The organism is Vibrio chagasii, from assembly GCA_041879415.1.
Classification (GTDB): domain Bacteria; phylum Pseudomonadota; class Gammaproteobacteria; order Enterobacterales; family Vibrionaceae; genus Vibrio.
The window spans coordinates 1,267,951-1,290,345 of record CP090852.1 but is presented as its reverse complement, the minus strand read 5'-3'; the positions used below and the strand labels follow the sequence as shown (position 1 = coordinate 1,290,345).

Below are 22,395 nucleotides of genomic sequence, written 5' to 3'. Positions count from 1 at the left end.
GACACGTTGCGGGCTGTTTCGTTTAATCCCTCGAATAGCATGCCTACATGCTCCTCCACTGTGCTAAGATGCGCCACCAGCGTACAAATGGCCAATACCTCATACTGATGAATGCCCCTTTGTTTCGCCACGTGTAGATTCCCTATCACGATAAATTAAAAAGGCTTTAAAGCATGAGCAAGTTAACCTCAGCGGAGCGTAAAGCTCGCGACAATGAACGTTTCTCACAACGCGTAAACGAGCGCAGAGAAAAAGGTGAAGACGTAGCTGCTTACGCATTAACCAACAAAAAAGCCGTTAAGTTCCTGACCAAGTCAGAGAAGAAACGTCTCAATGAGATGAAAACAGCTCGCCAAGAAGAGCTTCGTCAGAAAGAACAAGAAGAGCTGAACCGAATCGAAGACGCCTTCACCATCAAACAGTTCGACGACGAATAATCACACCAAACAACTCAAAGTGCTGTCGCAGATTTTGGCTACCAGGCAAATGAGATCTTAAATTATTTTGTAAGGGTGACCTTCAAAGTGTGCGACAATGCGCGATGTAAATTCATATTCAAGGTTCATTATGAAACTTCTAGTTCGTAACCTATCTCGCTCAACAACAGAGCAAGACATCCGTGTACTATTTTCTGAGTTCGGTTCAGTAAAAGCATGCAACCTAGTATTAGACCAAGAAACTGGCTACTCAAAAGGTTTCGCTTTCGTTGAAATGCCAGAGCAAGAAGAAGCGAAAACTGCACTAGACAAGCTGCACATGACCAAGCTTGGCAAAAACACGATTCGTGTAAAAGTCGCTAACTCTTAATTCGACTTTAATTCTCTCGCTGGTTTCACAGAAACTCAGATGATAAAGCCCGTAACGATATCGCGCTGAAATAACGCCATATCGTTACGGGCTTTTTGCTGCTCGGTACTTTCTAAGCACTCATAACTTATCTATAGCCCCTCATAGTCATCAATGGCTCGTCGTGCTTCGGCCATAGAACACCCAGACTCCATCACCAATTGAGCAACTGTCATAGAAGGAGTTGCAGCTAACAGCGACGCCAAACACACCACAGGTTTTGGCAGTACCTTGTCTATGGCTACTGTTATCCAGCCGTCTTTTTCATGAGTTAACAAAGCTTTGAATTCGATCAATTGATGCTCTTGAGCCACTAATAACCAGTTGCGTGAGCGACGAACTCGCTTCAACTGACATCCACACTCAGCAGCGTTCGCCATTACTTGGCTCTTATCACTCACACGATGTACAAAACTATTCAGTGGGACGCTAAACATAACTCTCTGCCAATCAATCTCTATAATCATTCTGTGCTGTCTAAAACAGCTTTATGAAACCATGAGTAGGATTACACAGACACAAAAAAACCGCCAGCCATGCACTAAGCTGACTCGCGGTTATCCGATTTGAAATGGCATTATCGTGTCAAAACTAGCGTTCAGCTTGCTCTGCATTATCAATCGCGTTTGCCAGTGCCTCAAACGATTTTTCGATATTGTCGCGAGACGTCGCAATGTTCATTCGCATGAAATGATAACTCTCAGCGCCAAACCATCCGCCCGGAGTTAACCCCATCCCCGCCAGCTCAAACACGGTATTTTTTAGCTTCTCTTTAGAAAAGCCTAACGCAGAAAAATCAAACCACACCTGATAAGTACCTTGTGGTTGGAACACTTTCAATTGAGGAATGCGCTTCTCTGCAAACTCAGTAATCCACTTAACCGTCTCTTGTAAGTACACCAACATGCCATCTAACCACTCTCCCCCCTTTTCAAAAGCAGCAATGGTCGCAAATGTCGTCAAAGCGTTACCGTGGTCAAGGTACATCGCAGCTACGTTGGCTTTAAACGCTTCAAATAGCGCTTCATTATTAGTGTACACATAGCCATTGGAGATGCTGTGCATGCCAAAGGTTTTCGCCGGAGAACCAATCAAGGTAATCACCTTGTCGTAATCAAAACTGGTCAAGCTCGTGAAAGCATGGCCTTCAAAAATAATGTCGGAATGGATTTCATCGCTGATGATCAGGACATCATGGCGCTTGGCGATCTCAACGACTTGCTCTATTTCTTGCGCAGTCCATACACGGCCAGTTGGGTTATGGGGGTTGCAGAAAATCATCGTCTTCACTTTATGGTCGACGATCTGTTGATCCATCCCCTCAAAATCTATTCGATAACTTTGGCCATCATTAACCAGCGGGCTTTTCACTACCTCGCGACCGGCTTTGTTCACCAAGTTAGAAAACTGGTGATAGGCTGGCGTATGAATAAGCACGCCATCACCTTCGTTGGTGAATTGGCGCAGTAACAAGGCAATACCAGAGAGCACACCCGGAACCTGCACAAATTTGTCCGCTGAAAGGTTTAGCCCATGACGCTTTGCATACCATTTTGAAAGGGCTTCAAACACCGCTTGCTCATGAAACTCGTAAGAATACACGCCGCGTTCGACCAAACGATTCAGCTCTTGAGTGATGGGTTCCGCTATCTGAAAATCCATATCAGCAACCCAATATGGGAATACATCTGTGGTGTTATACATATTCATAAGCATCTGCGGTTTGCTTTTAATAAACGCATTATCACCGTAGCTCGATGTACTCTTAAACGCTGTCATGGCCTGTCCTCAAATAGTTTATCAATCATCTTTTACGAATAAGATGAATTGCATAAATGCCCGTAAGACGATGGTAAAGTCAAAAAGACGAAGCTTTTAGAAAAAAACTGGAAATGAGTCCCTTGCCTCTACCTTTATCTCAGTCTTAACCGAATTCGTAATAAAGCAATTCTTGTGTGGTAACTAGTGCTGATTTTGAGAGCGATGCAGCGTCAGTGAGATGTGTATTTATCACGGTAAGCCTAAGAAAAAAGCCACCACTGAATTCAGTGGTGGCTTTCCGGTTACTCACACGCTTTCTTACTGCTCAGGGCAAAAATGGATGTGCTGATTAGCTTTAATCCTGGTAAGACTGAGAAGCCAAACGAATAAAGGCGTTGGTTTCACCGTATTTTTTATACTCACCCACTCGCTGTACCACTTCAAAGAACAGGCCATTCACTTCCTTGGTGTAGAAATGGAAGAACGCCCCCGTGTCATCTTCGGTGTAAAGAATGTTGTTTTTCTGCAGCTGTTCAATCGACTCATCTTCCAGATCGAATTGTGCCTGAATATCTAGGTAGTAGTTATTCGGGATCTTCAATTGGTAGATAGGCGATAGGTTAGCCGCCGCTTTAAAGATATCTCGACACTCAATCGCAATCTGATTGATGCTCGCACCATTGGAATCATTTAAGAATCGCTGAGCCGAAGTGCGCTTAGCGCTGGTACTGTTAAGTGCAATCTTAATGTTCTCATTCGGGCTCTTGATTGTGCGACTGGTGATCAAGCCGTTTATGTCTGGCAGATCGAAGCTATCTTCAGGAACAAAGCCAAAGATCGACTTATAGAAGAACATATTCGACAGCAAAGTCTCTGGTGACACTACCTGACCAATGTGGTCAACGCGAATCAAGTTATCGTTGACTGCCGGTTGCTGCTCTACTGGTTTGAAATCAACGTCGTAGAACTTGTCTGCTTGGTTCTCATCCAAAAGATGAATCATCAAGTTGCTAGAACTCTTAAGCGTTGGAATATCCAGCTCATTTTCTTGGCGGGCTTGGAAAATCGCTGGACTGTTATAGCGTTTTGCCAGTTCAACCAAACGATCTGAATCTTTGGTTAATACACCAAGCGCGCACACAGATTCACCATGACCTTCTAAGTACGCCTGAGCGTTGCTGTTTTTCTCGTAGTTAAAGACGAAGTTAATATCACCTACTTGGTATAGGTCGACATTCTTACTCTTATGGCTGTGTGTTTTGCTAAAGCCCAATGACTCAATCACATCGGTAAATGGATTATCTTCACGCTCTTTTACGGCAAATTCAATGAAGCTCAAATCAGAGACACTTGGCATCTCAAACAGGTTGTTGGTCTGGTCTTCTAGCCATTTCAGTGAGCGTACGCCATCCACCGCTTTCTCTCTTGGAGAAGAAGCACGGAACTCATCATTAAACACTTCATGAGAGAGGTAATCATCGTAACCTTTATCTTTGAGTGTTTTCACAAAGTCGATTACAGGGAAATCCCCTTGACCCGGGAAGCATCGGTAGTGACGGCTGTATTGCAAAATATCCATCTGCATTTTTGGCGCATCAGCGACCTGCACCAAAGCAATCTTTTCCACTGGAATATCTTCACGCAGCGTGTCTAGTGTGTTGCCACGAGCAAACATGTGGAAGGTGTCCAATACCACGCCAAGATTCGGGTGGTCGACCATCTTCACCAAATTCCAAGCATCATCGTAGTCGGCAATATGACGCCCCCATGCCAGCGCTTCGTAACCTAATTCCATATCTTCACGCTTAGCCAATTCTGCCAAGGCATGCAGATCTTCAGCGCAGCGGTCAAGATTATTGGTCGAAAGTGGGTTCACGTTACTGCACATCATTAGGCGTTTTGTGCCCAGCTGATGCGCTAGATCCATCTTGCGCTCCATCATCTTGTATTTCTTTTCGCGCAAGCCATTTGGCATCCCTTCCATGTCTCGGAAAGGTTGTAGAACCAAGATCTCAAGCCCCATGCTGTCAGCAATACGTTTAACGTCGGCTGCAGAACCACGGTACTGAGTTAAATCATTTTCAAAAATTTCGATGGCATGAAAACCGGCTTTAGCCGCTGCATGCATCTTCTGTTCAAGAGTGCCAGATAGACAAACAGTCGCGATTGAATACTTCATCCTAAACTCCCTTAATTAACCAGTGCAGTAACATCTTGAACCGGAACGTATTGCTCCGTTTCTGTCGCTTTGATGATGGCGTCGATCACCAACAGATTTTGCAAGCCATCGTAAATGCTGACTTTTGGTGTCTGTTCTTCGCCACGAATTAAGGCGCAGAAATGCTCAAGTTGACGCTTAAGTGGATCTTCACGCGTTACTGGCTCTTGGCGCTCTTCCATCGCATTCCACCAAGAAGGTGTCACACCCTCTTTAAAAGACTTAATCTGCATTGTCGGGATCGATAGCGAGCCGTTAGTGCCAGCCACGTGGTAGCAATCCTCAGTTTCGTAAGTCGCGTAGGTCTTGTTTTCTTGCGAGGTTTGCTCCCAGCTGCGCGGGCTTGCTGAGGCATCTGACAACATGAATGAACCCAGTGTGCCGTTAGCAAATCGCAGCGAGATTGCGGTTGTATCTTCAACTTCAAACTCGCGAGTCGCATTCGAATTCAGAGCCTGAACACCAACAATGTCGCCAACCAAATGACGCAGGTTGCCAATCTCATGAATCATGTTAATTAAGATCGGGCCGCCGCCTTTAACTTTGCGCCACTCGCCTTCGTTGTAGTAGTAATCAGGTTTGTAGAACATAGCGCTGCCCATGATAGATACCGTCTTACCCAGTTCGCCGCTGTCGATAATCGACTTAGCCGTCTCTAGCAGTGGGCTATATGCACGGTGATGGCCAACCAGCATTTTTGCTTCTTCACGATTTGCGTGTTTAAGAAGCTCAATGGCATCTTCGATCGAGTCGGTAACTGGCTTCTCGACAATGGCAGGCACGCCGGCATTGATACACTCGTGCGCTTGAATCGCATGCAGACGATTTGGTGTCGCCAAGATCACACCGTCTGGCTTGTCTTGAGCAAACAGCTCTTCTAGGCTGGCGTAAACCTTAACGCCATATTCTTCAGCAACCTCTTTTGCACCCGGAGAAGGATCAACAATCGACGCCAACTGACATTGCGCGTTTTCAGAAACCAGTTTGATGTGTGTTTTTCCGATCAGACCAGCCCCAGCGACAGCAATTTTAACTTGTTCCATGTTATGACCTTATTTTTCATTCACGCTCTACAGGCGTCTATTTTTATGATGATGTTGTGATAGCAATAACGACGGACAGCGAGAGTCCAGAGGCCACCGTCGTAATAATTAGAGTGTTCAAACAGAAGCGTTGTTGTTGATAGAGCCCACCTAAAATCGGGTAGATAGACAACATAGGAGACGCAGCAAAGATCAGTAAGACATACTTGAGGTCACCTTCAACGGGTAGCGTCATCAGCAGTGCAACAACCACCAATGGGAAGAACACCAGCTTCATCGACGTCACAAAAGCGATTCGTCTGAACTGCTCAAATTTCAGTGACTGCCCCAGTGCCCCACCAATAGCAAATAGCGCCAATGCGACCGATGTTTTCGCAAAAATGGATACCCCTTCAGTCACGAATTCTGGCAAGCGAATTCCCGTGATATTCACGACTAAAGCAAAGCTGATCGCCAAGATAATCGGATTGCGACTAATACGACCCGCGACAATCTTTAGCTGCTCACTGATGCTTGACGAACGACCTTGGGCAAACTCCAGTGAAATCAAACTCAGTGGGATAAACACCAGATTCTCAATCAGCACACACATTAAAAATGCTTCAATGAACTGGCCGTCGTACAGCGATAACACCACTGGAAAGCCAACAAACGCACTGTTTGGCATACCGCTGCCCAAACCATTGATGAAGCTTTCCGTCCAAGTGGACTTGAGCAGGCCTTTGCTCACCAATATCGCCACAGTCATCGCGCTCAAGCCTGCAATGGCGTACACCAACATGAAGTTGACTTGGATGACCTGCCCTAATTCAATGCTACTCAAGCTGCTGATGATCACTGCTGGCAGCGATACATACAGCACGAACTTGCTCACCTCAGCGACGAATTGTTGGCTAAAAAAGCCTTTTTTGGTCGTGAGGAACCCTACTGCCACGATAAAAATCAGTGGCAGCAACACTTCAAATACAAACATTGTTTTTCTCTAGTAGCCGAATAATTTCGGTAAGAAGAGCACGCTTTGTGGTACGAAAGTGATGAAGAACAGCACTACAACTTCCAGTAGGAATAGAGGAATAACTTGCTTAGATATCGCAGCAATCCCGACCTTGGAAATGGTATTGGAGACAAACAGACAGATGCCCATTGGTGGTGTAATCAAACCAATCATTAGGTTGAAGATAACCACAATGCCAAAGTGAACTGGGTCGATACCAAAGCTCATCGCAATCGGGTGGAAGATTGGGATAAGGATTAGCATGGCTGCAATGCCTTCAAGGAACAGGCCCACCGCCAGTAGGATTAGGTTCACCATGATTAGGAACATAATCGGATCTGAGATAGTGCTAAGTACCTGTTGGCTAATGTATTGAGGTACACGCGAGAAGGTTAGTAGCCAGTTTGCTACAGAGACAACAGCAATCAGAATCAATACGATAGAAGAGTCGCGCATTGAACGCATAAACACTTCAGGTAAGTCACTGACTTTGATTGATTTGTACATGAACATGCCTACCGACAGCGCATAGAATGCAGCAAATGCGGCCGCTTCAGTTGGCGTCACGATACCCATCAGAATTGATCCAAGGATAAAGATTGGCATCGTCAGTGGTACAAAGGCTTTAACCAACGCTTTGCGACGACTGGTTCGCACACCGGTATTCACAATCTTATGCTTGGTCGCATAGAAGAAAACAAACACTGACAGGGCAATCGCCGACAAAACACCCGGAACAATACCCGCTAAGAACAGAGCAGGAACAGAGACACCACTAGCGATAAGTGCGTAGATGATCACCGGAATACTCGGTGGGATCATAGGACCAATCACCGAAGAGGCAGCCGTCAGTGCCGATGAAAACTCTTTGCTGTAGCCCTCTTTTTCCATTTGAGGGATAAACACTCGACCCAGTGCAGAAGTGTCTGCTACCGCGGAACCTGAGATCCCGGCAAACATGACCGAAGACCAGATATTTACTTGTGCTAAACCACCACGGAAATGACCAACCAAGGCGTTAGCAAAATCAATAATGCGATTCGTAATACCACTCTTGTTCATCAGCTCACCAGCTAGAACAAACAGTGGAACAGCCAGAATAGAGTATGAGTCTAGTCCGCTAAAAATTCGTTGTGCAACAAGGCTGATTGAGATTGGAGTGCTCGTTACGTAGAACGACATAGCCAAAATAATGGCAAACACTAGCGGAACACCAAATACGAGCATACCGCCCATTAAAGCTATTGATGGCATAGTAGATCCTTATACATCGCCTTGAGTGAGAGAAGAGACTGGCGCATTGGCGCGTCGAGATAGCGTGACATGTTGTGCGAGACGCAATAGAGCGGCCACAAACAGACAGATACCACCAACAACTAACGCAGACTGGAAGTAGTACATGCTCAAGCCAATACCTGGTGATTCGATACCACCGCGTTTCATGACAAATAAGTAGCCTGAGTAAGTCATGATGCCCGCCGATACTAGCACTGCGATATCAACTACAATCGCCAAAACCTTTTGGAAAATGGCCGACTTGACTGAATCTAAAACCGCAAATTTGATATGTAGCCCCTCTAGGTAACAAAGAGACGTACCAAACATCACACCGTAGATCATTGAGTACTTACACAGCTCTTCACCCCATAGGATCGAGGTATTGAAGAAATAGCGCGAGATGGTGGTGACCAGCATGACTGCAAACAGTACAAACAGAGACGAACCTGCGCAGAATGCCAATAGTTTTTTATATTGTTCCATCATAGTTCCCTATCTCCTTGGGAAAGCGCAGCATTGAAAGCATCAATGCTGCGAACATCAGAGTTACTTCGTTGCAGTCTCAACCGCTTGAAGTGCGCCATCGATCCATTTCGAATCTACGGTACCTTCAAGCCACTTGATTACTGCAGGCTGAGTTTTGTCGCGGAATTGCTTCTGCTGCTCTGCTGTCAATGATGTAATCTTCATGCCTTTCTTACCTAGCGTTTCTAAGCCTTCTGCAGAGTTAACCTGCTGAACAGCTCGGCCAACCGTACCTGCAACTTGCGCTGCACGATCGATGATCGCACGGTCTGCGTCAGATAAACCTTGGTAGAAATCGTCGTTCATTAATAAGAAGTCGGTGCCATACACGTGACCATCCAGCGTGATGTACTCTTGCAGCTCGTAGAACTTATTCGCGCTGATAACGCTCACTGGGTTTTCTTGACCATCAATAACACCGGTTGTTAGAGCAGCTGGTACTTCTGGGAAGGCAATAGGTGTAGGCTCGGCACCTAAAGATTTCAGCAGCTCAACATAAAGCGGGGTTGTCATTACACGAATCTTCAGACCTTTTAGATCATCAGGAGATTTGATTTCGCGTTTTGAGTTGGTGAAGTGCCGGAAGCCTGTCTCACCGTAAGCCAGGTTACGTAGACCTGTTTGTTTTAAACATTGCTCATTAAGTTGCTGGCCAAACTCGCCATCTAGCACTTCCCAAGCAACAGGCGCAGATGGGAAAAGGTAAGGAATTTCAAGAACATTGGCTTCTTTACACAGTTTAGAATAAGCACCAGACACCATCGTCATGGTCAGCATTCCCTCTTGTGTAGACTGAAGCAGCTCTGTTTCACCACCAAGTTGACCTGATGGGTAGATGTTAACCGCGATACGACCGCCAGATTCCGCTTCTACGATATTTTTGAATACCTGTGTCGCAGCCCCTTTCTTAGAGATCGTCCAATCCTGAGAGTCGACATGACCTATTGTAATATCGATATCCGCAGCTGATGTGTTTGCAGCAAATGCCAGTGATACAGCCAGTGATAGTGTCTTTATAGTTTTCATTCTATGGAACCTCCTGTTTCATTGCCGATAAAACTAACACTAGGAATTAACAAAACAAAATTCACTTACTGAAAGCATTATTCAAAAATTAGATAATCCTCGCTCTTAAAGGGTCAGAGATAAATAGAAATAATCACAAAAAATCATAAAGTTAAGAATAAAAAATAAACATAATCACCATCAATAAATGGTCAAATTTGATATTTTACAAATTGGTTAATTTTGGAGAATTAAGTCACACTTTAGAAACAATATATCATTCGCTACTTCATAGAGTGTTTGAATTCCGTTACTAATATGTCCATTGATAAGGGAGTCGACTGTTTCGAGCCAGATCATTAATAGAGTTTAAACTCTAAAAACCCAAACTGTGATTTATTTCATATTTCGTACCGTAACCAACGTTCAGTGGTAAGGAAACCGTATGTTTAACATCCCAAATTTGCGCCACCTTAGGGCGATATCTGAAGTCGTTCATACAGGAAGTATTAGCAAAGCATCTGACACGGTTTTCCTTTCTCAACCCGCAATAACACAAGCTATCTCCAAGCTTGAAAAGAATATGAACAGTGAGCTGTTTGAACGCACCAGTGACGGCATGACGCCAACGAAACAGGGTGAAGCCTTCGCTTTTCGAATTGACCGTGCGCTGGAAAACATCAGTCAAGGCATCTCTAATGCGCTAAAAATTGCCACGAAACAACGCAAAAATAGTGTGCAGCGTTATCTGTTTAATATCACCACCACACAACTAAAAGCCCTAGTCGCCGTCGCTAACGGACAAAGCTTTACCGAGGCGAGCCGGTTACTTGAAGTGTCTCAATCATCGGTTTACCGAGCATCAAAAGATCTTGAAGAAATTCTCGGGTTTACTCTGTTTGAAAAGACCAGTACTGGGATTGCCCTCTCTAAGGCAGGAGCAGCATTAGACAAGGCGAGCAAACTCGCTTTTGTTGAGATAAAACAAGGGCTTGATGAGGTAAACCTTCTAAGCAACCGACACAGTTCGGTGATCACAGTCGGTTGTTTACCTCTAGCGAGAACCTGCTTGCTTCCAAGTACCATTAATGAGTTTTCTAACGCCTATCCTGACTGCCAAATACACGTCATTGATGGCCCTTATAAAGACCTGCTCAACCACCTAAAATACGGCGAAATTGATATTCTAATTGGTGCACTACGCTTTCCCGCTCCTAGCACCGATATTCGTCAAGAAACTTTATTTGAATCGAAGAACACCATTTTATCGCGTGCAGACCATCCTTTAGCAAAACGAGATAAAGTCAGTATCAAAGAGCTTCAAGAATCAAGCTGGGTTGTCTCTTCCAGTGCAACCCCCGCGCGTAAAATGTTCGAAGATATGTTTACCAAAGCCTCACTGGAAGTACCGAATCGTTTAATTGAGGCAAGCTCGCAAATGCTAGTTAAAGAGCTATTACTGGGCAGTGATCGATTAACCCTTCTTTCCCAACATCAAATCAGACGCGATCTCGATGAGGGGCATTTAGTTGCTCTTCCTTATGAAGGTGAAGAACAATCCAGGCCCATTGGTTTGACGGTCCGCAAAAACTGGTTTGCCACTTCTGTACAGACTCACTTCTTACAATTATTGCGAACAAACGGAGTTAAAATGTCGCTGTAATAACCCTATTATTTTCAAAATTGAATACCCTTTGAATTAAATTGATTATCCGCACTCAATACCAAATGATAGTGTTTGACCATAGCCAAAGATAATTAACGAACAAAAAGGTGGTTATGGTGAAAATCAGTAGGATTGCATTTATTGGTTTTGGCGAAGCAGCAAAAACATTTATTTCTTCTTGGAATGATCGAGCACCTGAAATAATTAATGCCTTTGACATAAAGACGAACAATATATTTACCCGAGAGAAAAAACTTCTCGAATATATTGATCAAGGTGTGCAAGGGACATTTCGTCCTGAAGAAGCCATTCACGGCGCACAACTTATTTTTTCCCTAGTCACCGCTGACCAAGCTGAACAGGCACTGCAGCAGATCGCAGGCTCTCTGACTGAAAAACAGATTGTACTCGACTGTAACTCTTGCTCTCCGCAAGCCAAACAAAGACTGGCAAAACTGGTTAAAGCGCAAGGCGCTGAGTACATCGACATTGCCATCATGGCACCTGTATTGACATCACAGCCTAATATTCCGCTCTACTTGTCCGGACAAAAGGCCGACAAGGTCGCGGAATACCTAACTCTACTGGGTTTCGACGTTGAGGTTATCTCAGAAAACGTAGGCGATGCATCAAGCATAAAAATGATGCGATCAGTCATGGTTAAAGGCTTAGAAGCGCTAACCACAGAGTGCGTACTGGCAGCTCGTAAATCAGGTGTTGAACATCACGTGCTGAAATCGCTAAGCCACACCTACCCGGGATTAGAGCTGAGTCACCTAAGTCGTTATCACATGGAACGCATGCTCAACCACGGTCAAAGACGTCACGCAGAATTGAAAGAAGTCGCAGCGACTTTAAACGAGCTAGGCATGAGTCACTCGATGGTCGAAGGGGCAATGAACTGGCATCAGTCGCTCGGTGAACTCAACATCGAAGCATCAGAGCAACCTCTAGCTCAACTGTCTGACCAGATCATAGAACAACTGCAGGTCGAGGATACAGAATCGACCGCAACGAAATTACAAAATATCCAATAGTTTAATCGCTTGAATACAAAAGGAATGATTATGAAAGTGTGTGTAGTAGGCGCTACGGGTGCATTCGGCCAAAAACATTTAGAGGCACTGCGTAATATCGACGACGTTACTGTTACTGCGATGGTTGCCCCTGAAGCGGACAAACTTGATCAACTCATCACAGATTACAATCAAACAGCTCAAGGCTTCTCTTCACTTGAGGAAGCACTGAAATCTGACAACGTCGATGCAGTGATTCTAGCAACACCAACTCAAATGCATGCTGAGCAAGCTATCGCATGTATGGAAGCTGGCAAGCATGTTCTGGTTGAAATCCCAATGGCAGACAACATTGAAGACAGCTACAAAGTGGTTGAGACTCAAAAGAAAACTGGCGTTGTTGCTATGGCTGGTCACACTCGCCGATTTAATCCAAGCCACCAGTGGATCCACAACAAGATCGCAGCTGGCGAGCTAAACATCCAACAAATGGATGTTCAAACCTACTTCTTCCGTCGCACTAACACCAACGCAAAAGGTGAACCACGTACTTGGACTGATCACCTACTATGGCATCACGCTTGTCACACTGTTGACCTTTTCCAATACCAAACCGGTGAGAAGGCATCAAAGATTCAAGCACTGCAAGGCCCTATTCACCCAGAGCTGAACATCGCAATGGACATGAGCATTGGTATGAAAACGCCATCTGGCGCGTTATGCACGCTATCACTCTCATTTAATAACGACGGTCCATTTGGCACCTTCTTCCGCTACATCTGTGACGAAGGCACCTACATCGCTCGCTACGACGATCTATTCGATGGCAAAGAGAACCCGATTTCACTGGAAGGTGTCGCGGTTTCAAACAACGGCATCGAGCTAATCGACCGTGAGTTCTTCGATGCGATTCGCACAGGCCGCGAACCAAACTCAAGTGTCGCAAGCTGCCTACCAGCAATGGAGACACTGCACGCATTAGAACAACTGCTAGAGCAAGAGTAAGGAGCCCGGCGATGATTACTATAGGTGAGCACTCACTCGCGCCAGTGGCCCTTGGATGTATGAACGTTTCTCACGCATACGGAACTCCTCCAAGTGAAGAGCACAGCATCAAGCTACTTAATAAGGCGCTTGATCTCGGCTACAACATGCTGGATACCGCAGCTCTTTATGGGTTTGGTAACAACGAGAAACTACTCGCTAAAGCAGTAGGTCATCGCCGTAATGAATTCTTCCTTGCCAGCAAGTGCGGCATGTTTAAAGGCCCGGATGGTAAACGTGCGATTGATGGTCGCCCACAAACCATTCGTCAAACCTGCGAAGAGGCGCTGCAACGTCTCAATACCGATGTGATTGACCTCTACTATCTGCACCGCTGGGATAAATCAGTTCCGATTGAAGAGAGCATTGGTGAACTTTCGAGACTGGTTGATGAAGGCAAAATCAAACACCTTGGCCTATCTGAGGTATCGGCAACCACGCTGGAAAAGGCACACCAAATCCACCCAATTGCAGCGGTTCAGTCGGAATATTCATTGTGGTCACGCAACGCAGAGATCGCAGTGATTGATAAATGCCAAGAGCTGGGAAGTACCTTTGTGTCTTTCAGCCCTGTAGGGCGCGGCATCCTGAGTGGCGAGCTGCAAAGCAATCAATTTGTGGATGGTGATATTCGTAATGCGATGCCGAGATTTAATGCAGAAAACTTTGAATCTAACTTATCGGCCGTGAATAAATTCGCTTCTCTGCTGCCGATTTTTGCTGAAGAGAATGTATCACTACCTGCGCCAACTCTGGCTCAATTTGCATTGGCATGGACGCTGGCTAAAGCGCCTCATTCGATTGCACTACCAGGCACCACTAACTTTAAGCATCTAGAAGATAACTTAAACGCGCAGCACTACACGGTTTCGAACGCCCTGCTAGAACTGGTTGAGCGCACGGTTCCGCAAAAGGCATTTGTTGGCGGTCGCTACAACGCGCCTACTCAAGCCGAAATCGATACCGAACAATTTTAACCGAACAAAGAACATAAAAGACACGCTCATCAGACGAGCTCAAGAGTAAATAAAGGATTAATAACATGACAACAAAGAAAACAGCTTTAGTAATCAGTGCCCATTCAGCAGATTTTGTATGGCGTTGTGGCGGTGCCATCGCCCTTCACCAAAAGCTGGGCTACGAAGTGACCATTGCATGTCTTTCATACGGTGAGCGTGGCGAGTCTGCAAAGCTATGGAAACAAGAGGGCATGACACTTGAAGACGTTAAGCGTATTCGTCATGAAGAAGCGACAGCAGCAGCGGCAGCTCTTGGGGTTAGTGACATTCGTTTCTTTGATTTCGGTGATTACCCATTGGAAATCGACAAAGAAGGAAAGTACCAAATTGTCGACCTGATCCGTGAGATTCAACCAGAGTTCATCATGACTCACTCTAAATGGGACCCGTACAACACAGACCACATGTATGCAACTGAGATCACTCTACAGTGCCGTATGATCGCACAAGCTTGGGGTCATAACCCAGGTGAGAAAGTACTAGGCGCCCCTCAGGTTTACCTATTCGAACCACACCAAAGTGAGCAGATGGAATGGAAACCAAATACCTTCCTAGATATCTCTGAAGTGTGGGAAAGCAAGAAAGCGGCCATTGAATGCATGCAAGGTCAAGAACACCTATGGACCTTCTACGAGAACCTAGCAGAAAATCGTGGCAACCACTTTAGACGTAACTCAGGTGGCCAAGCGGGCGGCAGAAGCTGTCAACACGCTGAAGGCTTCCAAGCGATCTTTCCACAGTGTGTTGATTCGCTGTAATTAACCATTAGCACACTCAAAGTTGCTTTAAAAAAAAGCCCTATAACGATGAAACGTTATAGGGCTTTTTCATTCGACGATAGAAAGAGTCAATTATGCTGTTGCTGTTTCCGCAGCTGCTTTCGCTTTTTCTTCTTCATCCGCTTTACGGATAGCCGCTACTTTCTTACCGAAAGCAAGTTGGCAGATAGCAAGCGCACCAAATGCAACACCTAGACAAAGAGCAGCAGGTAAATCAGCAGCACCTTTAATTAGCATTGCACCAGAAGCAATCAGTAGTACAAATACCATTAGGCGGAACACAGATGTTGGGATGCGTTTATGAACGTACTGACCAACAACAGAACCAAGAATCATAGTCGGGATAGCGAACATTACTAGCTTCACTGTATCAACAGTCAGAATACCGCTTGTTGCCAAACCACCAATGATTGTTAGGTTGTTTGCAGTAAAGAACGCGTTCAGTGTGCCACGGAAAGCCGCAGGACCAAGGTTACGAAGCATACCGTAGATAACAACCGGTGGACCATTCGTAGAGAAAGCCGCACCTAACGCACCTGCTACTGCACCCATTGGCGCTGCAATCCAGTTTTTATCGTAAACCGGTAGGCGTGGAACAAATAGGCTGTAGAAAGAGTACACGATTAGGAAAATACCTAGGCCCATTTTCATGATGCTGTCTGGTAGGTAAGACAGTGCGTAGATACCTACTGGTACACCTAAGATAGAGAAACCAATCAGAACCATTGCTGATTTCCAGTCAGTCTCTTTACGAGATAACCATGTCGCGTAAAGAGCTGTTGCGGTACCAACCATAACGGACATCGGTGCCGCCATTTTTACTGGTAAAAGCATTGATACCAAAGGCATCGTTGTTAGGCCGCCACCAAAGCCAGCACAAATGCCGACAAAGGTGTACATGAACATAAGACCTACAACAGTTATTACCGTTGTACCGCTTAGTGCATCTCCATCTGGAGTTGTTAAATCAAAAAATGACATTGCTAAAAATCCATTTAATTATAATTAGTTAAGAGTTAGACCTGCATCCACTACGAAGTCTTGACCAGTACAACCACAAGATTCATCCGAACCTAGGAACAGCGCTAGTCGAGCACAGTGAGTGCCATCTAAGCGGAATTTAAGCGCTTGAAGTTCTACGAATTGGTTTACTGCTGATGGGTCTAGTTTTGCCCACATTGCGTCTTGCTTAGGTGTGCGGATTGCACCTGGAACAAGGCTGTTCACACGAATACCACGCTCACCTAGTTCTTGAGCTAGAGTACGAGTGAAGCCGTGGATAGCCGCTTTAGACAGTGAGTAACACACACGACCTGGACGGCCACGCATCCAGTTGATTGAACCCATGTTGATGATTGAGCCCGCGCCTTTTTCTGTCATGCCATCAATAACGCTTTGAATCGCAAATAACTGGTGACGTAGGTTCATGTTGATGCGGTTGTCGAAGTATTCTTCTGTTAGATCATCGATAGTGTGGTGATCATCAGAACCAGCGTTGTTCACTAGGATATCAACCGTACCGTAGTGCTTAGACACTTCTTGGAAACAGTTTTGAAGCAGTTCAGTGTTGGTCACATCACAGAACAGGAATAGGCAACCTAGTTCTTCAGCCAGTTTCTCGCCTGCTTCTTTGTCGTAATCTAGGAAAGCAACTTTAGAGCCTTGGCTTACAAAGCTACGTACCAGCTCTTCACCGATGCCACTTGCACCACCCGTAATTACAGCAACTTTGCCTTCAAGAGATGCGTATTTTACATTTTCTGCGTAATTCATTTTCTTTTGCCTCGATTGGAAATTACCTCCAGCCGATAGCCGGAGGTCAAATTAGTTATGCTTTTGAGTTTTGTTGAACAACTTTGTAAGTTGCACAGAAATCTTCACCGCCGATACCCGCTTCTAGGCCTTGGTCGTATACCGCTTTAACGACATCTGCACCTGGAAGTGTCAGGCCTGACTCTTCCATCATTGATTTCATGATGTGAACGTCTTTTGCCATGTTCTCTAGAGAAAACGCAGTGGTGTAATCTTGCTTAGCGACAGCAGGAAGTTTGCCTGTCATGTAAAAGTTCGATGCACCACCGTAAGAACATGCTGTACCAAAGTCGTCTTTTTCGATGCCGTAATGCTCAGCGGCTGCAACCATTTCGTTCATCGCGTTTTGAATGCCACCAACTAGGTTGTTGTGAAGGATTTTCATCACAAGACCACGGCCATTGTCACCAAGGTGGATTTGGTTTGAGCCCATCATTGCCAAGATGTGCTCTACTTTTTCGTATGCAGCTTTGTCACCACCGATGTAGATACCTAAGTCAGCAGCGATGGCTGCCGGTACTGATTTAACTACTGGTGCATCAAGCATAATTGCGCCAGTTTCAGCCACTTGCTTAGATACTTCGATAGACACGCTTGGATCGATAGTCGACATGTCGATAGTAATATGGCGCTCAGACAGTTCAGGGATAAGCTCTTTATAAACGGCTTGTACGTGAACTGACTTCGGTACCATTGAGATGATAACATCGGCTTTTTTCGCAACTTCTGCGATGCTGTCTGCTGCTGTTGCGCCAGCGTCTACGAGCTTAGCGACTTGCTCTTTGTTTAGGTCATAAACAAAAACTTTACCTTCGTGTTTTTGAACGATGTTCTTTGACATCGCTTCACCCATAAGACCTAGGCCAATAAATCCAATAGTTTGCATATTATTCGTTCTCTAAAAATGTTGGTTTGACCATACCGGCCACGTTGGTTCTCATTGTGAAGATCGCACCGGAAAGTGGGCGCTCTTCAAGTTCTTCCTGTTCCATGTTTTCACGAGTAGTTGTAATGAAGAGTGTCTTCATATCGTGACCACCAAAACAGACCATGGTTGGGCAGCGCACTGGCAATGGGTACTCTTCAAGGATCTCGCCTTCAGGGCTGATTCTTGCGATACGGTGACCATCAAACAGTGCCGTCCAGTAACAACCTTCCACATCAACTGCCGCACCGTCAGGACGACCATTGCCTTGAGGGAAAGTCTTAAACACTTCACGCATTCCCAGCTCACCGTCCGCCAGTAGAGGGGTTCGGTACATCACATGGTTAGGAGTGTCAGTGGTGTACATCCATTTTTTGTCAGGGCTGAATGCAAGGCCGTTAGCGCCAAGAATGTCGCACTGCACAACCTTTGGTGTAAGCGATGCATCAATACGCATCAACATTGCACCGTTAAACGTTCTTGGGCCCCAGTAAGTGCCCGCATAGAAGCGGCCATCTTGGTCAACACCGCCGTCATTGAAACGCGCAACAAACGGGTTGTTTGGGTTTTCACATACTTGCTTTTCGATCTTGCCGCTGTCATCAGTAAGGAAGATGCCTGTGCGCATAGCTGCAATGAAGCCGCCTTTTTCACGCAGAGCAAAACAACCCACTTCTTCATCGAAGTTCAGTACTGTGTGAGCTTTACTCTCAGGGCAGAAACGATGGATCTCGTGTTCTAAAATGTCTGTCCAAAGCAGAGTTTGGGTCTTGGCGTCCCAAGTTGGACATTCAGGTAAATGCCCGATGTAATCGAATAAGACTTCTGGGTTACTCATAATCTGAAACCTTAATAATCATTGTCATTGATACGGACTGACCAGCATCGACGAGCTTCATTGCTTGGTCACTTTCACCACTGGTGAGGTCATTAATTGCGTTGTTCACATTCGTTACTGGCTCGATAGCAACGAAGTTTTTCTCCGTTCCTGGCACGAACACAATCACATTGCTTGCATCCGGAGAACTCATTTCCGCTCTGATACCTTGTTCAGGCCAAATCACATTGGCGTGACCATCCCAACCTGAGAAACAGTTGTCTACAGACCCTGGCTGAGGGCGTCGTAAAGTACTGAAATCCCACTCTTTAGGCACATCAACAGTGGCACATGGCAAGGTGTTTTCATCGTTGAGTAGTACCTTGTCTGCGTTAAGTTGAATCAAGCTTCGATCAGCATTGGCAAAGTAAGGGTGGAAACCAAGGCCAACAGGCACAGTGCGCTCTGCTAGATTGAAATATTTCAGTGTCACTCTCAGCTCATTTTCAAGCAGTTCAAAGGTTTGAGTCGCTTGATAAGGCCAAGGCCAGTGGTGGTATTCTTCCAAATCAGCTTGGTGTAAAAACTTGAGGACACACCCTGTCGCAGACTCTTCTGCCACTACCCATTCGCCTTTCCAAGCGTTCCCATGAATGGAATGCGGGTGGTCCCCAAAGTTTTTAATTAGTTCATAACGCTCGCCACCAAACTCAAATTTACCCAGCCCGATTCGGTTGGAGTAAGGCACAAGAGGAAAACTGCCCGACTGATTCACAATCACATCATCTTGATTGGGTAACGGTCTTAAAATATCGATACCTCGATAGGTTAAGCCTGCGATTGCACCGCCAAGTTGTGGAGCGACTTTAAGTACAAGTTCGCCTTGAGTTTTAGTGACGACATTAAGCATTAGTAAACCTCACCGCCTGATACTGTGATTTCTTCACCGCGGATAGCTGCTAGCTGCTCTTTTGCACGAGCCATTAGGTAGCTCATATCAGAACCTAGCGCGACGAATGAGAAGCCCATTTCTTGGTATTTGTTCGCCAGTTCAGGTGTACCGCCAACGATCCCGCAAGGTAAACCCAGTGTTTTCGCTTTATCTAAACCTTGTGCGATTTTTGCTTGTACCTCAGGATGAGACGGGTTACCCGTATGGCCCATTGCCGCAGACATATCGCCAGGGCCGATGAAGAAGCCAGTCACACCTTCAACCGCTGCAATCTCTTCCATATTGTCGATCGCCTCTGGTGTTTCCATCTGTAAAATGAAGCATAGCTCTTCGTTTGCTTCACGTAGGAAATCAGAGTTTGAACCGTACATAGAAGCGCGGTGAACAGCTGCAAAACCACGTTTACCTAGTGGTGGGTAGTAAGCCGCTTCTACTGCCGCTTTTGCTTCTTCTGCTGTGTTAATGAATGGCACCATTAGTGAGTTTGCACCACCATCAAGAGCACGCTTAATCAACACCACGTCATTCCACGCTAGGCGGTAAAGCGGTACTGTTTTGTTTGATGCGTTGCGAACAGCACGGTCAATGCGAACTGCATCGAGTGAGTCTACTGGCACGTGCTCTTGGTCAAGAACCAAGAAGTCAAAGCCCACTGTCGCCATCGCTTCAGCAACGGTATCGCTGCCTGTCATCATCCAAGTACCAAGCTGTACGTCACCAGCTTCAATTGCGTTTTTAAATTTGTTCATTGTTTATACCTTAGTGAATTGGTGGTTCTGGAACGTCGCTGCCCGCTTGAAGGAAATCGAAATCACACCCTTCGTCTGCTTGAGTTACGTGTTGCTGGTATAGCGCAGCGTACGAACGCTCGAATGTTTTGTGTGTTGGCTTCAGGTTCTCACGGCGATTTGCTAGCTCTTCTTCAGACACCAGCATGTTCAGTGTGCCTGCTTCAATATCGAGCTCGATGATGTCGTCAGTTTTCACCAATGCGAGTGGACCACCTACTGCTGATTCTGGCGCAACGTGTAAGATACAAGTGCCATAGTGTGTGCCTGACATGCGTGCATCGGTAATTCGAACCATGTCAGTGACGCCTTCTTTAAGAAGTTTCTTAGGAATTGGAAGGTTGCCCCATTCCGGCATACCCGGTGCACCAACTGGCCCTGCGTTTCTTAGGATGATGACTGTGTCTTTAGTGACATCTAAGTCTGGTTGATCGATGGTGTCTGATAAATCTTGATGATTATCGAATACCAGTGCACGACCACGGTGCTTACGCAGTTCGGGCAGTGCCGCTGAAGATTTCATTACCGCACCGTTCGGGCATAAGTTGCCTTTAAGAACAGATAGTGCGCAGCCTTGAGACAGTGGCACTACTGGGTTTTCTAGGTCACGGATAACGTTGTCATCGTAACAATCAGCGTGTTCTAACCAGCTACTCATTGGCGTGTTGAGCACACCCGTTACGTCAAGGTGTAAGAATTGACTGATTTTCTTCAGTTGAGCCATTAGGCCGCCAGCAAAGAAAAACTCTTCCATAAGCTGATCACCCGATGGGAATAAGTTCGCAAGTACAGGTACTTTACGAGCAATTTCTTCCATATCATCAAGCGTGATCTTAATTTTCGCTCGGTTAGCCATCGCAATCAGGTGAATGGCTGCGTTTGTTGAGCCACCTACAGCCATGTAAGCAACGATGCCGTTCAGGAAGTTTTCACGAGTTAGCCAAGAAGACGGCTTATGGTCATACCAAACCATGTCGACAATCGTTTTACCGCACTGCGCAGCCATTTGTGTATGGCGAGAATCTGCAGCAGGAATAGAAGAAGCACCTGGAATCATAAAGCCGATTGCATCAGCAATAGAAGTCATCGTTGATGCAGTACCCATAGTGTTACAAGTACCGATAGAACGGGTCATGGCACCCTCTAACTCAACCCAATCGTGCTGAGTAATCGCGCCTAAACGAAGTTGGTCCCAGTATTTCTTAGTGTGAGTACCTGCGCCTGTTGTTGTGCCACGCCATTTGCCTGAAGACATAGGTCCTGCTGGGCAAAATAGCATCGGAATATCCATTGAAATTGCGCCCATTAATAGAGCAGGTGTCGATTTATCACAACCACCCATCAAAATTGCACCATCAATTGGGTGCTGACGCAGTAGTTCTTCTGCTTCCATAGCAAGGAAATTGCGGTATAACATCGTCGTTGGTTTGACCAGTACTTCACCTACCGAAAGTGCAGGGAGTTCTACTGGGTAACCACCTGATGCCCATACCGCTCGTTTTACTGCTTCTGCACGCTCTCTTAAGTGAGAGTGGCAAGGGCTTAGGTCACTCCACGTATTGATAATGCCAATAACGGGTTTACCCATGAACTCTTCGCGATTCAGGCCCATTTGCTGGCTGCGTTGACGATGAGCAAACGCTCGAATCGTATCTGGTGCGTACCAACGTTGGCTTCGTAGTTCCGAAATATCGCGTTTCTTCAAATTCGCTGTATTAAACATATTTTCCAACTTGTTATTCGTATTTCTTGGGGTGAACTTTATTTTCGTAGCGCTACGATCGCAACGCCGAAAAAACAATAATGAGATCTCTATCAAGAAACATAGCATACGAATTAACTTTTATTGTTTTAAGTCAACTTTACGTAAGAAACAGGGTGAGACGCCCAAAAAATGTAGGTATTTT

The 22,395-nt window shown here is 45.7% G+C and carries 22 protein-coding genes; 7 read left to right on the top strand and 15 right to left on the bottom strand.

Going from position 1 to position 22,395, the window contains the following annotated elements; all coding sequences use genetic code 11:
- Positions 1-173 precede the first annotated feature (173 nt).
- Complete coding sequence (locus tag L0991_19640) at positions 174-437, top strand: DNA polymerase III subunit epsilon (GenBank protein ID XGB64244.1); 264 nt, start codon at positions 174-176, stop codon at positions 435-437.
- A 130-nt stretch (positions 438-567) separates the two neighbouring features.
- A complete protein-coding gene (locus tag L0991_19635) occupies positions 568-807 on the top strand; it encodes an RNA-binding protein (GenBank protein XGB64243.1) in 240 nt (79 codons plus the stop codon).
- Positions 808-938: 131 nt separating this feature from the next.
- Here the strand turns inward: L0991_19635 and L0991_19630 are convergent, their stop codons facing one another.
- From L0991_19630 to L0991_19595, 8 genes are all read right to left on the bottom strand, one after another.
- Positions 939-1,283, bottom strand: coding sequence for a ribosome recycling factor family protein (locus L0991_19630; GenBank protein ID XGB64242.1), 345 nt, complete (start codon positions 1,281-1,283; stop codon positions 939-941).
- A 154-nt stretch (positions 1,284-1,437) separates the two neighbouring features.
- On the bottom strand, positions 1,438-2,625 hold the full coding sequence (locus tag L0991_19625; protein ID XGB64241.1) for a PatB family C-S lyase: 1,188 nt from the start codon (positions 2,623-2,625) through the stop codon (positions 1,438-1,440).
- Between the two features lie 337 nt (positions 2,626-2,962).
- A complete protein-coding gene (locus L0991_19620; GenBank protein XGB64240.1) occupies positions 2,963-4,786 on the bottom strand; it encodes a TIM barrel protein in 1,824 nt (607 codons plus the stop codon).
- An 11-nt stretch (positions 4,787-4,797) separates the two neighbouring features.
- Positions 4,798-5,868, bottom strand: a complete 1,071-nt coding sequence (locus L0991_19615) for a Gfo/Idh/MocA family oxidoreductase (GenBank protein XGB64239.1) — start codon at positions 5,866-5,868, stop codon at positions 4,798-4,800.
- A 43-nt stretch (positions 5,869-5,911) separates the two neighbouring features.
- On the bottom strand, positions 5,912-6,841 hold the full coding sequence (locus L0991_19610) for an AEC family transporter (protein XGB64238.1): 930 nt from the start codon (positions 6,839-6,841) through the stop codon (positions 5,912-5,914).
- Positions 6,842-6,850: 9 nt separating this feature from the next.
- Positions 6,851-8,116, bottom strand: a complete 1,266-nt coding sequence (locus L0991_19605) for a TRAP transporter large permease (GenBank protein ID XGB64237.1) — start codon at positions 8,114-8,116, stop codon at positions 6,851-6,853.
- A 9-nt stretch (positions 8,117-8,125) separates the two neighbouring features.
- Complete coding sequence (locus L0991_19600) at positions 8,126-8,626, bottom strand: TRAP transporter small permease (protein ID XGB64236.1); 501 nt, start codon at positions 8,624-8,626, stop codon at positions 8,126-8,128.
- Positions 8,627-8,686: 60 nt separating this feature from the next.
- Positions 8,687-9,691 (bottom strand): DctP family TRAP transporter solute-binding subunit, encoded by a 1,005-nt coding sequence (locus L0991_19595; GenBank protein ID XGB64235.1) that lies wholly within the window; start codon positions 9,689-9,691, stop codon positions 8,687-8,689.
- Positions 9,692-10,115: 424 nt separating this feature from the next.
- On the opposite strand from L0991_19595, the gene L0991_19590 reads away from it, so the two are divergent.
- The 5 genes from L0991_19590 to L0991_19570 all read left to right on the top strand — a co-directional run bounded on the left by L0991_19590 (position 10,116) and on the right by L0991_19570 (position 15,173).
- The gene (locus L0991_19590; protein ID XGB64234.1) at positions 10,116-11,333 is read left to right on the top strand and encodes a LysR family transcriptional regulator; all 1,218 of its coding nucleotides are present in this window, start codon (positions 10,116-10,118) and stop codon (positions 11,331-11,333) included.
- A 116-nt stretch (positions 11,334-11,449) separates the two neighbouring features.
- Positions 11,450-12,373 carry a DUF1932 domain-containing protein gene (locus tag L0991_19585; protein XGB64233.1) on the top strand — a complete coding sequence of 308 codons (924 nt, stop codon included), beginning with the start codon at positions 11,450-11,452 and terminating at the stop codon, positions 12,371-12,373.
- A 30-nt stretch (positions 12,374-12,403) separates the two neighbouring features.
- Complete coding sequence (locus tag L0991_19580) at positions 12,404-13,357, top strand: Gfo/Idh/MocA family oxidoreductase (GenBank protein ID XGB64232.1); 954 nt, start codon at positions 12,404-12,406, stop codon at positions 13,355-13,357.
- A gap of 11 nt (positions 13,358-13,368) precedes the next feature.
- Positions 13,369-14,373 carry an aldo/keto reductase gene (locus tag L0991_19575; GenBank protein ID XGB64231.1) on the top strand — a complete coding sequence of 335 codons (1,005 nt, stop codon included), beginning with the start codon at positions 13,369-13,371 and terminating at the stop codon, positions 14,371-14,373.
- Between the two features lie 65 nt (positions 14,374-14,438).
- Entirely contained in the window at positions 14,439-15,173 is a 735-nt protein-coding gene (locus L0991_19570; GenBank protein ID XGB64230.1) for a PIG-L family deacetylase, read from the top strand.
- Positions 15,174-15,266: 93 nt separating this feature from the next.
- On the opposite strand, the gene L0991_19565 is transcribed toward L0991_19570, so the two are convergent.
- The 7 genes from L0991_19565 to L0991_19535 are packed head-to-tail and all read right to left on the bottom strand — an operon-like array spanning position 15,267 to position 22,211.
- The gene (locus L0991_19565) at positions 15,267-16,175 is read right to left on the bottom strand and encodes a sulfite exporter TauE/SafE family protein (protein XGB64229.1); all 909 of its coding nucleotides are present in this window, start codon (positions 16,173-16,175) and stop codon (positions 15,267-15,269) included.
- Positions 16,176-16,199: 24 nt separating this feature from the next.
- Positions 16,200-16,967, bottom strand: a complete 768-nt coding sequence (locus tag L0991_19560) for an SDR family oxidoreductase (GenBank protein XGB64228.1) — start codon at positions 16,965-16,967, stop codon at positions 16,200-16,202.
- 55 nt (positions 16,968-17,022) lie between these two features.
- Complete coding sequence (locus L0991_19555; GenBank protein ID XGB64227.1) at positions 17,023-17,892, bottom strand: NAD(P)-dependent oxidoreductase; 870 nt, start codon at positions 17,890-17,892, stop codon at positions 17,023-17,025.
- Position 17,893: 1 nt separating this feature from the next.
- Positions 17,894-18,769 (bottom strand): SMP-30/gluconolactonase/LRE family protein, encoded by an 876-nt coding sequence (locus tag L0991_19550; protein XGB64226.1) that lies wholly within the window; start codon positions 18,767-18,769, stop codon positions 17,894-17,896.
- Complete coding sequence (locus L0991_19545; protein ID XGB64225.1) at positions 18,762-19,658, bottom strand: aldose 1-epimerase; 897 nt, start codon at positions 19,656-19,658, stop codon at positions 18,762-18,764. The genes L0991_19550 and L0991_19545 overlap by 8 nt, the downstream gene beginning before the upstream one ends.
- Positions 19,658-20,449 carry an aldolase/citrate lyase family protein gene (locus tag L0991_19540; GenBank protein ID XGB64224.1) on the bottom strand — a complete coding sequence of 264 codons (792 nt, stop codon included), beginning with the start codon at positions 20,447-20,449 and terminating at the stop codon, positions 19,658-19,660. The genes L0991_19545 and L0991_19540 overlap by 1 nt, the downstream gene beginning before the upstream one ends.
- Before the next feature lie 10 nt (positions 20,450-20,459).
- The gene (locus L0991_19535; GenBank protein XGB64223.1) at positions 20,460-22,211 is read right to left on the bottom strand and encodes a dihydroxy-acid dehydratase; all 1,752 of its coding nucleotides are present in this window, start codon (positions 22,209-22,211) and stop codon (positions 20,460-20,462) included.
- Between the last annotated feature and the right edge of the window lie 184 nt (positions 22,212-22,395).